Below are 14,456 nucleotides of genomic sequence, written 5' to 3' on the forward strand. Positions count from 1 at the left end.
TCGATTCTACTATAAAAAACACTATAATATGAAAAAAGTAATTTTTATCACTTTATTTCTTATTTGTTCCCAAATGATTTTTGCTACAGAACAAATGCCAGATTATTTACTTTATAAAGAAAGAAAACTTATATTGTCCACAGGCTGGGGACACCCCTCTCCTTTACAGACCTATTTTCAACAGAATGATTTGAAATATCCTTTTCAAATATGGAGTACAGCTAATTATAGAGGTCATGTAGCTACATGGGAAATAGAAAATAATAAATTCATTTTGCATGAAATCAAGGTACGCAATGAAATCGTAAATCCTTCAAGATATGATATTAAATCGAAATCTGATACAATAATTAAAGATGGAGGGATATGGGCTGACTGGTTTACAGGTGTTCTTTCTTGCTCTATGGAAAAAGGTTCGGATTCATACTTTTTCTACATAAGGAATGGTGTGGTTGTTGAAAATCAAATTATAACAGAAAAAGACTATAAAAAAATACAGAATATATCGGAAAAGGACACTGCAAATCATGAGTTAATGCGTAAATACAGTATGCTTATTCTAAATCAAAATTATATATCATATTATTTTAGGTTATCGAGTGAGGATCAAATATTTTACAATGGAGTTAACGGACGTTTTGTTAGTAAACAAGGGTATAGTCCTATTCTTGGTTTATTTAAAAATGACCATACTCAGTGGCTCTATAATTGGGAAAACTTTGAGAAAACAGGAGCTCCTTGTTGTAAATGGGTAGTTAATAACGATAAAGTTTACCTTACCGAAATTGGTCTAAACACAGGAACAAGTTTTTTTGAGGTTTCGAAGTCGAATGTACCTTTGATGGAGCTCTTTACAGATGCGACAGAAAATAACCAGATTTATGCAGATTGGCTTACAGGTGTATACATAATACAGTATGGCGAAGAAAAAGAAGATCCTCTTTTAACAGGATTCAAAGAATTTAAGATAGATAGCATTGCATATATAAGAATTATCGGCGGATTAATAACTGAAAAATATACAGTTTCAAAAGATTATATGAAAAATGGAATACCTAATGATGCTGATGAAGGATTAAAGAAAATATTAGGAGAGCTGGACGAATTATAATAAATAAATAAAATAGATTTTTTCCATACCGATGATTCAGTCTTAATTTTGTAGACTTATAGGGCAAAAGGCGTTCATTCGCAGAATACTCACGGAAAATGTAATCTGTTGATAATCGTATGAGAAATATAAGATTTGAATCTTGTGCCCATAACGATTTTGCGGGTTTAATTCCCCCCCTGAGTATAGACTAGGAGTGTAGTTTTTTTTGTTTATCAATGTTTTATGGCTTTGCACAACACTGATCTCTCAATAACTGATATTATATATGCGTTGTTTTTATATGGTAAATATTTCGAAATTCAGGATATCTTACTACAGTTCAATAATTAATGGAAATATATCTTATGCACAAGAAAATAATTTCAAGACTAAAAACGCTTGGTATATCTGAGCTTGAAATAATAGATTCTTTAAATGAGCTAAATGGAGATTATATTAATCTTGAAAGTCGATTGCCAAACGGAGAAACAGGTAAGATTCTAGACGACAATAAGAAATATCTTGGGGCACAGGTTGAAATACCGAACAGTGAGAAGTGCTATGGCATAGCTGCAGATGAAACTATGATAGCTGTTTTTCGTTATGCTTGCGGAGGGAGAGATAGCGAAGTCGTTGCGTGGATAAAAATGCTTGATTAACATTTCTCTTTCAAAAACAATTATTGTATATCTGTTGTTTTTATAGATAGGTTATAAGTATGAATTATGAATCTCAAATTTCCGTTTATTGCAATCATTATGATTAGTTTATTTGCATCGTGTACTGGTATTCCTAAAAATGCAACAGCAGTTAAAAATTTTGAAGTTGAAAAGTATATGGGACGGTGGTACGAGATAGCTCGGTTCGATTTTCGGTTTGAACGAAACTTAGATAACACCACAGCTGAATACACCTTGAATGAAAACCAAACAGTCGGGGTGCTAAATCAAGGGCATGATTACATCAAGGATACTTGGAAATCGGCAAAAGGAATAGCTAAATTCATCGGTCCCAAAGATGAAGGCAGGCTTAAGGTTTCTTTCTTCAGACCCTTTTATGCTTCGTATAATATAATCGCTTTAGATAGGGATTATAAATATGCGCTTGTTGTGGGTAAAAACAAAAAATATATGTGGATTCTTTCACGAACTAAAACTATCCCCGATGATATCAAAGATAATTACCTTGATTTGGCTAAAAAGCTAGACCTTGATATTGATAAGTTGGTTTGGGTAAATCACGATTGAGCATAGGAAACAGTATATAAAAAAGAACCGATGGATCTTGATCCATCGGTTCTTTTTTATATAAGTCCTGTCAACCTTTGTCAGTTGAGGCAATCGAATGAATGATTACATCATTCCGCCCATTCCGCCACCCATTGGAGGCATTGGAGCAGGGTTTTCTTCTTTCTTGTCAGCGATGATGCACTCTGTAGTTAAGAACATACCTGCAATAGAAGCTGCGTTTTCAAGAGCTACACGAACCACCTTAGCTGGGTCGATAACTCCGGCTGCATTCAGATTCTCGTAAACATCTGCACGAGCGTTGTAACCGAAATCAGCTTTTCCTTCACGTACTTTCTGTACTACAACAGCACCTTCTTTGCCGCTATTAGCTACAATCTGACGAAGAGGTTCTTCGATAGCACGCTTAACTATTTCGATACCGGTAGTTTCGTCTTCGTTTTCACCTTTTAGGTCTTCTAGGGTGCTAATAGCACGAATGTAAGCTACACCACCTCCGGGAACTGTACCTTCTTCGATAGCTGCACGAGTTGCAGAAAGAGCATCGTCAACACGGTCTTTCTTTTCTTTCATTTCTACCTCTGACGGAGCTCCTACATAAAGAACAGCTACACCACCTGCCAATTTAGCAAGACGCTCCTGTAGTTTTTCTTTATCGTAGTCTGATGTTGTTTTTTCCATTTGTGCTCTGATTTGAGATACACGAGCAGCAATAGCATCTTTCTCACCTGCACCGTTTACTATAGTAGTATTATCTTTATTGATAGTTACCTTGTCAGCGGTACCAAGCATGTCTATAGTAGCAGCCTCAAGTTTGATGCCTCTCTCTTCTGAGATTACGATACCACCTGTAAGGATAGCGATGTCTTCAAGCATTTCTTTACGACGATCACCAAATCCGGGAGCTTTAACCGCAGCAATCTTCAAGCCTGCGCGAAGACGGTTAACTACGAGTGTAGTCAATGCTTCAGAGTCGATATCTTCTGCAATGATTAGCAATGAGCGACCTGACTTAAGAGCAGATTCAAGAATAGGAAGAATGTCTTTCAATACTGAAATCTTCTTGTCGTGAATCAAGATATATGGATTTTCAAGATCAGCTTCCATTTTCTCTGTATCTGTTACAAAGTATGGAGAGATATAACCTCTGTCAAACTGCATACCTTCTACTACATCCACATAAGTTTCTGTACCTTTTGCTTCTTCAACAGTGATAACTCCTTCTTTCTTTACTTTGCCCATAGCTTCAGCGATCAGCTTACCTATCGTTTCGTCGCCGTTTGCAGATATCTTAGCTACGTGCTCTATCTTCTGTAGGTCATCACCTACAGCTACAGCCTGAGACTTGATGTTTTCTACTACTTTTGCTACAGCTTTATCGATACCACGTTTCAAATCCATTGGATTTGCTCCAGCTGTAACGTTCTTAAGACCAACGCTAACGATAGACTGTGCCAATACTGTGGCAGTAGTAGTACCATCACCCGCATCGTCGTTTGTTTTAGAAGCTACTTCTTTTACAAGTTGAGCTCCCATATTCTGGAATGCTTCTTCCAGTTCTATTTCTTTTGCTACTGTTACACCGTCTTTTGTGATGTGAGGTGCACCAAATTTCTTTTCGATGATTACGTTGCGACCTTTTGGTCCAAGGGTTACTTTTACTGCATTAGCTAATGCATCAACACCTTTTTTTAGCTCGTCGCGAGCATCTATGTTAAACTTAATCTCTTTAGCCATAATGTTATGTTAATTAAAACTGTTAGTATTAAATAATTGCAAGAATATCAGATTGACGCATAATAAGGAAAACTTCACCGTCAAGTTCTACTTCCGTTCCGGCGTATTTGCCATAAAGAACCTGATCTTTTGGTTTTACTATCATATCTTCGTCTTTTGTTCCGTTGCCTACTGCAATAACTTCACCTTTTAGAGGTTTTTCTTTAGCTGTATCCGGAATAATGATACCTCCCACGCTTTTTTCTTCGGCTGCAGCCGGCTTAACAAGCACTCTGTCTGCTAATGGTTTAATACTCATGATTCTTAAATTTTTAATAGTTATATATTAATTTATTTTATGTATTCTGTTTAGATATTAGCGAAATGCGTGCCAAAATATATTTCTGTCAAAACAGCAGAATCATAGAAATGACAAACTGACAAGTAGTCATTTTCGCTAGAGTGTTTTATTAAAATAGAAATTATTCTATAACAAAGATGATGGTTTCTTCTGTCGGCGCCCAGTCATATACAAATTTTGCATGCGATGTCGCATTGCGTACACACATGTGTGAGCGGGGGATAGTACCTAGCGAAGGGCTGTATTCAATGAATGTGGTACTTGGTGCATTCACTGGAATACCGTGTATATATCCTCCGTTTGTAAAGCGATTGGCATAAGGAGCAAAGCCTCCTGTTTCCGTTGTGCCATCGACAAGGAAAAACATCTTTACTTTCTTCTCCTGAAGAACAAATAGCCCCAGTGGGGTTTCTTGCTGATATGGCGGTTTATGCAAACCTGTTGTGGCGGGATTCATACTTCTTACAATCCATTTTTTATCTACTTTCTCGAGAGTGACAATATTCTCATTGTTGCGATCAACAAATATTGCATGTTTAAATTGTACGGTATCATGAATTGGTTTTACATATTTCTGAGGAACAAGCCATAACTCTTTGGAGTCCGTTGTAGTTATTTTTCTAAAACTCCCGACATTGTCTTTGAATAGTTTTACCAAGGCACCATCTCTGCCATAACGTTCTCCTGTAACAGTATCCGTAGGAAGAAAGAGAGGAATCCCTTGAAATCGTTCTACCCCTAATGTGTCGGCAATGCGTTTGTATTCATTCCTTTTATATTTCTTTACTAGAGGTGCTTCTCCATTGTTATTCCGATAATTCTGTAAAATTCCCCAAGCAAAGAATTCTTGTTGGAAATTTTCTAGAATAGCCAAGCCTTGTTTGATCTTCTCCCACTGGAATTGCCGTGTCGTGTCACGATATGGGTATGTGTCTTGCAGAGTGTATTGGTCGTAAAGAAAATCCTTCTCTATGATAATATCTTTGGCTTTTATCCTCTGCATTTTTTGAGCATTCTTCATCAAGAGAGAATCCTGACGTAATTGGCTGAGAAATGAGTCTTGTCCGGTTTTTTCGGAACAAGAATTCAATAAAAATAAACAAACGAAAAATAAAGAAATTGTTGTCGCTTTCATCAAAACGTAAAATGTTTCTTGAAGTTTATATGATATAATTTAAATACCGACATTTCATTTTTGTCACATATGATACAAACAATAAAAATGCCTGATTGTTCGATGTTTATATCTACACGTAAAACAAAAAGTAACAAAGGTAACACTTATTTGCTGAATTTAGAGTGTCACTGTTTTTATATCGAACCATCTCTTTATGAGATAATTTTAATCGGTCAAAATACAAAATAAAAGAAAGCTAAAAGTTGCAGTATCACATATTTCGCTTTTAAGTATTAAGTGTTAAATAAGCAAGATTATGAACTATTTACTTATCTTTGCTTGATATTTACTTAATACCTCTTATTAATGAAAAAAATCATATTTCTCTTTTTATCAACCCTTGCAATCTTATTCGTTTCTTGTCAGGGTAATTCTTATTCCATAGAAGGAAAGTTTTCGGATAATTCATTCGACACCAAAGTTGCATATTTACAAAAAATAGATAGTATCAACTCTCAGAAGGCAACAGTAATCGACTCCGCAACGATATCTGATGGAAAATTCAGTTTTAAAGGAACAGCTGATGAGCCTATGATGGGATTTGTATCTGTAGGCAAACTTGAGAATGCAGATAATGATACACCGATAGGAACACTGATATTAGAACCGGGTAATATCAAAATTACATTTGATAAAACAAACGTAACTCTTGGAGGAACACCCAAGAATGACGAGTTTAATAATATACACAAGGTAATGAACACTCTTACCGATAAGATATCTAAAATTACGCCTCAGGATGCGAACAACCCTGCAATAAGAGCCGAAGTAGATACTTTGCAAAAACAATTGCAGATGTCGACTTTCAATTTTGCTAAGGCAAATATTTCGAATAAAGCCGGTGAGTTTTTATTCTATTCATCAGCAAAATCATTTAGTAAAGATCAGCTAAAAGAATTGATAGCAGCCAGCGACAGTACATTCCGAAACAGAGATGAGATCAAGGCTTTGGTAAAAGAATTGGACAGAGTGAAACCTGAAGTAGGTAATCCATACAGTGATGCTCAATTGATAGATCAAAGTGGACAGATGGTATCCTTGTCTGACTATGTAGGCAAAAATAAATTAGTCTTGATCGATTTCTGGGCTTCATGGTGTCAGCCATGTATTCAGGAAATACCAAATCTTATAAAAACTTATAATGCATACAAATCTAAAGGTCTTGAAATAGTTGGTATATCAGTTGATGATGATAAAAACAAATGGACTGCAGCTGTCCAAAACTATAAAATGACCTGGGTGCAATTGGCAGATGCAACAACAATGGCATCGCAATTATACGGAGTGCAAAGCATCCCGCATACATTACTTATAGATCAAAATGGCGTTGTTATAGCCACCGATTTAAGGGGTAAAGAATTGGAAGATAAAATAGCTGAAATCCTAAAATAATCTTTAAGTCATAAACAATAAGAGTTTTGTCTTTGTTTTAAACGTAACTCTTAAAAAATTAAGATATACTATTTATTAACCACTATTTTGATTTAGAATGAAGAAAATAATTTTGTTTCTTGCAGCAATTGCGATACTTGCTACATCTTGTGTAGAGAAAGATGCTTTTACCATTAAAGGTAAATTACCGAATGGTACGTATGACGGACAACAAGTATATCTAAAGACTTTAGATGAGAATTGGAAAGACCTTGTGGCTGTTGACACAGTAGATGTTGTTGACGGAGAATTTGTTTTCAAAGGACTAGCCAAAGACGGTGCAAAAATACATTTCATCTCATTGGATGATGCACCTGACAATATGAACAGACCTGTTTTGGTGATAGTGGAACCCGGACAGATAGAAGTTTCTCTGGATAGCATTTCTACAGTAAAAGGTACTCCTTTGAATAATGCTTGCCAAGCGTTTAATACAAAGAGCCAGGCTATAGAAAATGAAATGATGTCTATCTCTTCCAAGTTGAGGGATGATTCAACGAATACAGCCAATAAAGCTGAACTTGAAAAACAGTATGAAGACAAATATAATGTTTGGACAAAAGAGACTTTCGACTTTGTAAAGGAAAATATACAAAACCAACTTGGAGTTTATTTCTTATCTCGCAACTTTTATCGCTTCTCTGCCGAACAGCTTAATGAGCTTATTCCGTCTATTAAACCTGAATATAAGTCTATAGCCAGAATACAAAAGGTAGAGAAAGTAGCTAAAGCTCTTGATGCAACGTCTGTAGGGAAAACATTTACCGATATAAAAGGTAAAACTCCGGAAGGAAAAGATATAGCATTAGCAGATTTTGCAGGTAAAGGAAAATATGTCTTGGTCGATTTCTGGGCTTCATGGTGTCCTCCATGTCGTGCCGAAATGCCAAAACTTGTAGAACTTTATAAGCAATACGGTGCCAAAGGGGTTGAGATCGTAGGTATTTCTTTAGATAAAACAAATGAAGACTGGGTGAAAGGAATCAAGGACCTGAATATTACATGGCCTCAAATTTCAGATCTTAAATTCTGGGATAGTGAAGGTGCTGCAATTTATGGTGTGTCTTCTATTCCTCACTTGATGTTGTTAGACAAAGATGGTAAGATATTAGCCAGAGGTCTGAATGCTGAAGAAGCAACTAAAAAGATAGAAGAACTCTTGAAATAATAAAAGAGCCGATCATAAATAAAAAAGCCTGTTTGTATAAACAGGCTTTTTTTGTTACTCAATAGTATCTTATAATACTGTCTTTATTTTTTCTATCTCGTCATCTATATTATTCCACTCGTTGTCGCCCACTTTAGCCCCTATCTTTTGAATTACGTATGCGGCTAGTAGAGTTCCTATTTGTCCACTGATAAAAAGTGAATAGTTTTGTATCAGTCCATATATAAATCCGGCTGCATATAGGTCTCCTGCTCCCGTTGTATCTACACAGTTTACTTTGTATGCGGGAACAAATATCTTTTCGTCTCCTTGTTGTATCCACGATCCTTTGTCTCCAACTTTCACGATAGCTATATCTGTTTGTTTAGCTAATAAAGAGACTGCTTCTTCGGCTTCTACATTCAATAGGGCTTTTGCTTCCTCTTCGTTCGCAAAGACGATGTCTGTGTACGTAGGGATAATGTCTAGAAGAAATTTACGGTTCACTTCCACTACATTATAACTGGCAAGGTCGAGTACAACTTTTGCTCCTGCTTCTCTGGCTAATTCGATTGCTCTACGGATCAGTGCATGGCTTTGTACCAGATATCCCTCAATGTAGAAATACTTGTAACCTTCAAAATTGGCTATTTTAAGCTCTTCCGCATCCAATAGGGCTGCAGCTCCTAGGTATGTACCAAAAGTACGCTCTCCGTCCTTAGAAATGAACGTAGATGCAACACCCGAAGGTTCATCAACCTCGGCCAGGTGAGATTTGATCTTGTATTTATTTAAGTCTTCTTTAAAGAAGTTTCCATAAAAGTCTTTTCCTACTTTTCCCAGAAAGCCGGTTTCGATTCCCAGACGGGATAATCCTACGATTGTATTCGATGCCGAACCGCCTGATATAATATTCTTTTTTAATTTATTTATTTCACCCGATAATATTTCAAACTTCTTGTCATCTATAAGCTGCATGCTACCTTTCGGTAGTTCAAGCAGTTCTAACATCTTATCGTCTTCTATAATTGCCAAAACATCCACTAAGGCATTGCCCATTCCTAATACTTTTGCCATTCTTCTTCGTTTTTTTTTGCAAAGATATTGCATAATTCAGAAATAAGGTCTATTTTTGCGTCACTTTTGAGAGAAACAAACACTCTTCCTTAGCTCAGTCGGTTAGAGCATCTGACTGTTAATCAGAGGGTCCTTGGTTCAAGTCCAAGAGGAAGAGCAAAATAAACAAGATTTCTTCCAAAAGTACATTCTTCCTTAGCTCAGTCGGTTAGAGCATCTGACTGTTAATCAGAGGGTCCTTGGTTCAAGTCCAAGAGGAAGAGCAAAAAGAGTTACATGAAAATGTAACTCTTTTGTTTTTTTTATATAGATACCTCAAAATCATTAATCTTTCAATAGCAGAAGAGACTGAAGATTTAAAGAGAATCTGACTCCTGCTGTTTTGTAATCGAAGTTGTTGAAAGAAGAAAATACGCCCATCCCAAACAGTCTTGTAATATTTATTGAATACCCGATCTCTGAATAAAACTTTATGTCGGGAGTATACAATGTCTTAAAGTGTAGTCCTTCAAAAAATGGTTTCCCTTGTAGAAACGAGAGGCGTTTGAGTAAAAAATATTGACTGGCATAATTGAATGAAAGCGTAACCCAGTAATGGTTTGCCTGCAATTCATAATTATCGAGCAAAAGAAATGAGTCGAACAACGAGCCCAGGTTGAAAACAAGGTCGGGCGCACCATAAAACTGGTAATCGGCAAAGTGCAAGTTTTTTCTAGGACCGACAAAAGCTCCTGCTTCAAACTTATAGTCTAGTTTGTCGAAATAATTCAATCGGATATTTTGCACAGCTCCGCCTTTTATTTTTCGATATTGTGAATTGTTCGTTTGCCAAGAAGAGAAGCCTTCTTCATACTGAAGATGAAAAACAAGGGGCGATTCATTATTCTGGATTGTATAGTTTGCAAACGGAACATAAGAGAGTCCCACAGAATAATATGTTCTGTCGAAACGCTTATCAGGGTTTATATTCGGTGTGATATTGTCTCTTTCTATAATCGTAAAATCTGTATTGTTATTTAATCCTGCCCGTCTTTCAACTCCAAGCCCGACTGTTAGCTTTAGTTTTTTTGTGAGATCTATGTCATTGTTCACTGAGACATAATCTTTTTGATAGAAAGAATTGTAGTTTTTACCCAGAAACAAAGAGCTGAAATAGTTATTATATCGCGTTATGCTTAAGCTATTGAAATCGGCAGTATGGGAGCCGATGGAGAACTTTAGCTTTCCTGCTCTTTCGGGCAAGTAATTATACGTAAAGTCGCTTCCCCCTATAAGCCGGTGTCTTGCTGTCGTATAGTATATGTAAGGGCTGATTTCGAGCTGTTGATCTTTGTCTATTTGTGATTTTAGATAAAAGCGATTTCCGAGCCAGAAACCATCCACATAGTTATAATCTCTGAATATCATTTTCACACCACCATATCTCAACGACCACTTGCTAGAGTCATTTCCTAAAAAATAATCTCCCAGCAACGCTTTTCCATACCAAGGCTTAGACGCTATTCTTTCTTTTAACCTAAAGTGATCGAGAATTTCCAATCGTTCTGTATTTACAGGAAACATTCTTATACTGTCCCAAAATGTGGAATCTTGAGTATAAGCATCTTTGTTAAATGTTATTTTGTCATTGATTTTTGGTCGTTCATCTCCTCTGCTTATAACACCTATTGCTTCTCCGCCATTATCTATCTTCTTATATTTTAGAGATGTCAGATATGTAACGTTTCCCTTATTCCCTAATATATTGATGCTTATATCAGTTTGATATGTGATCGGAAGGTTAGGGTGCCCATCAATTGTCTGATATGTGATTTGATTAACAGTTTCCAGACCTTGGAATTTTCTATACAACTTAGCACAGGTTATATTTCCGTCATCTGTAATGTACAAGTCGCCGTTCAGTAATTTGTAATCATCATATCGTGGAACAACCTCTATCTTGTTGATGACTTTGCCATCTTCCAAGTAATAGCCTTTATATTTGAATTTATAATAAGACGATACTCTCCTCCCTAAAGGAGAAATACTGCCATTGAACCAATCGGAGAATAAAGATTCACTTAGAAGCCCTATAGCTCCTCTTGTATTCATTGCATCAGCGATATTTCCGGTGTATCCGTTTACTTGAATTTTGTAGTTATCGGGTGCTGTATATTTTACTGCACAATTGATTTCCTGATGTATGATCTTATTCTCGAGATCGGAGACATTTACATTCTCTATTTTCTTTACGACTGTATTTGTGAGCTCTGTTATTCTGGTTAATGTTAAGTTACCTTTGATGTAGGCATCAGCATCGTACGATGTGCAAGATGCCGCTTTTCTTGTTACTTTGTTTAGTATATCGTTTCCTGTCAGTTCTATTTTCCTATCGGTATTTTGATATTCATAGAATGGATATGGTATGAGTGTAATCTCTACTTCACACGCTTTATCCTTTTGAAAAGAAATAGACTGTTTCTGCGTTTTATATCCTATTTGTTTATAAACAAAAGTGTAGTTTCCCGGTGGAAGATTGATCTGGAATAATCCCTCATTGTTGGTCACCAACCCCTTTTTTTCATCTTCTACATAGATAGAAGTATATGGGACAGCGACTCCTGAGGAATTTTTGACAAAACCTTTAAGGTATTGGGAAAAAACCTCACATGGGTATAAAAATAACACAAAAACAACTAAAGCAAGGGTAAGCTTCATCCTTTGATTTCCATAATAAACTATCACCCTTCAAAATTAATATTATTGTAGAATCAAAGAACTTTGCTTATTGTCAATCTTATTCAACAAGAGAAATTATAACATTTTATCACATTTTTGTGACAATAAGAGATGAATACGACTTGCTTTAAAACTAGTAGTATTGCTTTAAGATGTAGTTTGGTGTTTATTATAAATCAGTGTAGTTAGGGATATCCGATAGGTAATTGAATGACTGCTTATCATAGTTCATTATGCAGCAATAATGATTCAGACCATTGGACACGATCAGATATTTAACTTTCAATACAATGTTATACCTTACAATCTGATCAAAGACTTGTTGTGTGATATCTACATCCGGTGCCTTATATTCTATAATCATCAGGGGTGATAAATCACGATTATACACTACCGAATCGCAGCGTTTTTTCAGCTTGTTAAGATCTATCTGAATTTCGTTTGCAATTAAGGCTGCGGGATAGCCTTTTTCTCTTAACAAAAAGTTCACAAAGTGTTGCCTGACCCACTCTTCGGGTGTCAATGCTACAAACTTACGCCGTAAAGGGTCTAAGATAGAGAGTTTTCCACCTATCTTTTTTACATTTATATCGAAGGACGGTAAATTTAACTCTAACATTTGCTACCTTTGTTAAATCCGCATATCAAATAATAAGGGATAGTGCTTGTTTATTAGACGAACAAAAGTAGAATTTATATGAAAACAAAACAAGAAATTGTCGCAAATTGGCTGCCACGCTATACGAAAAGACCACTCGAGCAATTTACAAAATATATATTATTAACCAACTTTGCCAAATACGTAGAAGTTTTTGCTCATCACTTTAATGTCCCTATTTTAGGATTGGATGGCAATATGCCAAATGCCTCGGCAGAAGGAATTACAATTATAAATTTTGGAATGGGTAGCGCCAATGCTGCTACTATAATGGATCTGTTGAGTGCAGTAGAGCCCGAAGCTGTACTTTTTCTTGGAAAGTGTGGAGGGCTGAAAAAGCATAATAATTTAGGGGATTATATATTACCGATAGCGGCTATCAGAGGAGAAGGAACATCGAATGATTATCTTCCACCCGAAGTGCCGTCTTTACCTGCTTTCAGTCTTTTGAGATCGGTATCTTCTACGATACGTAACCATAATAAGGATTATTGGACAGGAACGGTATACACCACAAACCGGCGTGTCTGGGAACATGATGACAAGTTTAAGGAATATCTTCTTCAGATACGAACAATGGCTGTAGATATGGAAACTGCAACACTGTTTACTTGCGGCTTTGCAAATCAGATACCCACAGGGGCATTACTCTTAGTGTCGGATCAGCCAATGATTTCTGATGGTGTAAAAACGGAGAAAAGTGATAACGTTGTCACAAAGAATTTTGTAGAAGAGCATGTCATAGTGGGTATCGAATCGCTAATGACTTTAATTAATAACGGAGAAACAGTAAAACACCTACGCTTCGAAACATGGTAACATTTGAACAGATAGTTACAGAGATTAAAGCACGAAAATACAGACCCGTATATCTTTTTATGGGTGATGAGCCTTACTATATAGATGAGCTTACAAACATGCTGACCGAAACCGTTTTGCCTGAAGAGGAACGCGATTTCAATCAGAGTATACTGTATGGGATGGAAACGAATGTTACAGCTGTAATAACGATGGCTCGCAGTTATCCGATGATGTCAGATCATCAACTCATTGTAATCAAAGAAGCTCAAAATCTAAGCAAGATAGAGGAGTTGGAAGTATATGTAAAGAACCCGCTAAAATCTACTATACTTGTTCTCAATTATAAAGGGGGTTCTCTAGATAAACGCAAAAAGCTATATGCCGAGATCGACAAAAATGGAGCCATTTTTGAGTCGAAAAAAATACCGGAGTATAAGATTCCGGCATTTATTACTTCCTATATATTATCAAAAGGTTTGAGCATCGATCAGAAATCTGCACAGATGTTGTCTGACTATCTGGGGAATGATCTGAGTAAGCTGACAAATGAGATCGCAAAACTGTTAATAGCTATACCGCCCGGGCAGATGCGTATTACAGCAGACCTTATCGAAGAAAATATAGGCATCAGTAAAGATTTCAATAATTTTGAATTGCTAAATGCGATTATAAATAAAAATATATTCAAGGTAAATCAGATTGCCGACTATTTCGAAAAGAATCCGAAGAACAATCCGATGATTATGACCATGTCGGTACTCTTTAACTTTTTTAGCAACCTGATGATTTGTTATTGGGCAAAAAATAAAACAGAGCAAGGGCTTGCAACCGAACTTGGACTTAGAAATCCCTATCAGGCTAAAGACTACGTTATTGCCTTGAAGAATTATAATGCGTTTAAGTGCATGGAAATTATTGGTCTCTTACGTATATACGATGCCAAATCAAAAGGCGTTGATAACAACTCTGCACCTGACGGGGAATTACTGAAAGAATTACTATATAAAATAACTCACTGAATTTGTACATT

The 14,456-nt window shown here is 36.2% G+C and carries 13 protein-coding genes and 2 tRNA genes; 9 read left to right on the forward strand and 6 right to left on the reverse strand.

What is annotated here, in order from left to right:
• Positions 1–28 precede the first annotated feature (28 nt).
• The 3 genes from BGO84_RS11550 (at position 29) to BGO84_RS11560 (ending at position 2,340) form a co-directional block, all read left to right on the forward strand.
• Complete coding sequence (locus BGO84_RS11550) at positions 29–1,111, forward strand: hypothetical protein (RefSeq protein ID WP_291029351.1); 1,083 nt, start codon at positions 29–31, stop codon at positions 1,109–1,111.
• 347 nt (positions 1,112–1,458) lie between these two features.
• Positions 1,459–1,752, forward strand: a complete 294-nt coding sequence (locus BGO84_RS11555) for a hypothetical protein (protein WP_291029353.1) — start codon at positions 1,459–1,461, stop codon at positions 1,750–1,752.
• 66 nt (positions 1,753–1,818) lie between these two features.
• Positions 1,819–2,340: a lipocalin family protein gene (locus BGO84_RS11560; protein ID WP_291029355.1), complete on the forward strand. Its 522-nt coding sequence runs from the start codon at positions 1,819–1,821 to the stop codon at positions 2,338–2,340.
• A gap of 105 nt (positions 2,341–2,445) precedes the next feature.
• Here the strand turns inward: BGO84_RS11560 and groL are convergent, their stop codons facing one another.
• The 3 genes from groL to BGO84_RS11575 form a co-directional block, all read right to left on the reverse strand.
• On the reverse strand, positions 2,446–4,077 hold the full coding sequence (gene groL / locus BGO84_RS11565; protein ID WP_135103738.1) for a chaperonin GroEL: 1,632 nt from the start codon (positions 4,075–4,077) through the stop codon (positions 2,446–2,448).
• Between the two features lie 28 nt (positions 4,078–4,105).
• Positions 4,106–4,375, reverse strand: coding sequence for a co-chaperone GroES (locus tag BGO84_RS11570; RefSeq protein ID WP_006842334.1), 270 nt, complete (start codon positions 4,373–4,375; stop codon positions 4,106–4,108).
• Between the two features lie 163 nt (positions 4,376–4,538).
• Positions 4,539–5,552, reverse strand: coding sequence for a L,D-transpeptidase (locus BGO84_RS11575; RefSeq protein WP_291029357.1), 1,014 nt, complete (start codon positions 5,550–5,552; stop codon positions 4,539–4,541).
• 348 nt (positions 5,553–5,900) lie between these two features.
• Between BGO84_RS11575 and BGO84_RS11580 the strand changes: the two genes are divergently transcribed.
• Positions 5,901–6,986 (forward strand): TlpA disulfide reductase family protein, encoded by a 1,086-nt coding sequence (locus BGO84_RS11580; protein WP_135103740.1) that lies wholly within the window; start codon positions 5,901–5,903, stop codon positions 6,984–6,986.
• A gap of 97 nt (positions 6,987–7,083) precedes the next feature.
• On the forward strand, positions 7,084–8,193 hold the full coding sequence (locus BGO84_RS11585; protein WP_291029359.1) for a TlpA disulfide reductase family protein: 1,110 nt from the start codon (positions 7,084–7,086) through the stop codon (positions 8,191–8,193).
• Positions 8,194–8,262: 69 nt separating this feature from the next.
• On the opposite strand, the gene BGO84_RS11590 is transcribed toward BGO84_RS11585, so the two are convergent.
• The gene (locus BGO84_RS11590; RefSeq protein ID WP_291029361.1) at positions 8,263–9,249 is read right to left on the reverse strand and encodes an adenosine kinase; all 987 of its coding nucleotides are present in this window, start codon (positions 9,247–9,249) and stop codon (positions 8,263–8,265) included.
• Between the two features lie 83 nt (positions 9,250–9,332).
• Between BGO84_RS11590 and BGO84_RS11595 the strand changes: the two genes are divergently transcribed.
• Positions 9,333–9,406 (forward strand) — tRNA-Asn (locus BGO84_RS11595).
• Positions 9,407–9,438: 32 nt separating this feature from the next.
• Positions 9,439–9,512: transfer RNA gene (locus tag BGO84_RS11600), tRNA-Asn, on the forward strand.
• A gap of 61 nt (positions 9,513–9,573) precedes the next feature.
• Here BGO84_RS11600 and BGO84_RS11605 read toward each other — a convergent pair.
• Positions 9,574–11,946: a DUF5686 family protein gene (locus tag BGO84_RS11605; protein ID WP_291029363.1), complete on the reverse strand. Its 2,373-nt coding sequence runs from the start codon at positions 11,944–11,946 to the stop codon at positions 9,574–9,576.
• 190 nt (positions 11,947–12,136) lie between these two features.
• Positions 12,137–12,586, reverse strand: coding sequence for a type I restriction enzyme HsdR N-terminal domain-containing protein (locus BGO84_RS11610; RefSeq protein WP_291029365.1), 450 nt, complete (start codon positions 12,584–12,586; stop codon positions 12,137–12,139).
• A gap of 78 nt (positions 12,587–12,664) precedes the next feature.
• On the opposite strand from BGO84_RS11610, the gene BGO84_RS11615 reads away from it, so the two are divergent.
• Positions 12,665–13,444 (forward strand): AMP nucleosidase, encoded by a 780-nt coding sequence (locus BGO84_RS11615; RefSeq protein ID WP_135103745.1) that lies wholly within the window; start codon positions 12,665–12,667, stop codon positions 13,442–13,444.
• Entirely contained in the window at positions 13,438–14,445 is a 1,008-nt protein-coding gene (gene holA / locus BGO84_RS11620; protein WP_135103746.1) for a DNA polymerase III subunit delta, read from the forward strand. The genes BGO84_RS11615 and holA overlap by 7 nt, the downstream gene beginning before the upstream one ends.
• The last annotated feature ends 11 nt before the right edge of the window (positions 14,446–14,456 follow it).

The organism is Dysgonomonas sp. 37-18, assembly GCF_001899125.1.
Lineage (GTDB): Bacteria > Bacteroidota > Bacteroidia > Bacteroidales > Dysgonomonadaceae > Dysgonomonas.

What these genes read in the sequence shown, in the direction of transcription:
- BGO84_RS11585 (WP_291029359.1), top strand. Translation starts at nt 7,084, where the DNA reads ATGAAGAAAATAATTTTGTTTCTTGCAGCAATTGCGATACTTGCTACA.
- BGO84_RS11615 (WP_135103745.1), top strand. Translation starts at nt 12,665, where the DNA reads ATGAAAACAAAACAAGAAATTGTCGCAAATTGGCTGCCACGCTATACG.
- BGO84_RS11555 (WP_291029353.1), top strand. Translation starts at nt 1,459, where the DNA reads ATGCACAAGAAAATAATTTCAAGACTAAAAACGCTTGGTATATCTGAG.
- BGO84_RS11605 (WP_291029363.1), bottom strand. Translation starts at nt 11,946, where the DNA reads ATGAAGCTTACCCTTGCTTTAGTTGTTTTTGTGTTATTTTTATACCCA.
- BGO84_RS11560 (WP_291029355.1), top strand. Translation starts at nt 1,819, where the DNA reads ATGAATCTCAAATTTCCGTTTATTGCAATCATTATGATTAGTTTATTT.
- BGO84_RS11610 (WP_291029365.1), bottom strand. Translation starts at nt 12,586, where the DNA reads ATGTTAGAGTTAAATTTACCGTCCTTCGATATAAATGTAAAAAAGATA.
- holA (WP_135103746.1), top strand. Translation starts at nt 13,438, where the DNA reads ATGGTAACATTTGAACAGATAGTTACAGAGATTAAAGCACGAAAATAC.
- groL (WP_135103738.1), bottom strand. Translation starts at nt 4,077, where the DNA reads ATGGCTAAAGAGATTAAGTTTAACATAGATGCTCGCGACGAGCTAAAA.
- BGO84_RS11580 (WP_135103740.1), top strand. Translation starts at nt 5,901, where the DNA reads ATGAAAAAAATCATATTTCTCTTTTTATCAACCCTTGCAATCTTATTC.
- BGO84_RS11575 (WP_291029357.1), bottom strand. Translation starts at nt 5,552, where the DNA reads ATGAAAGCGACAACAATTTCTTTATTTTTCGTTTGTTTATTTTTATTG.
- BGO84_RS11590 (WP_291029361.1), bottom strand. Translation starts at nt 9,249, where the DNA reads ATGGCAAAAGTATTAGGAATGGGCAATGCCTTAGTGGATGTTTTGGCA.
- BGO84_RS11570 (WP_006842334.1), bottom strand. Translation starts at nt 4,375, where the DNA reads ATGAGTATTAAACCATTAGCAGACAGAGTGCTTGTTAAGCCGGCTGCA.
- BGO84_RS11550 (WP_291029351.1), top strand. Translation starts at nt 29, where the DNA reads ATGAAAAAAGTAATTTTTATCACTTTATTTCTTATTTGTTCCCAAATG.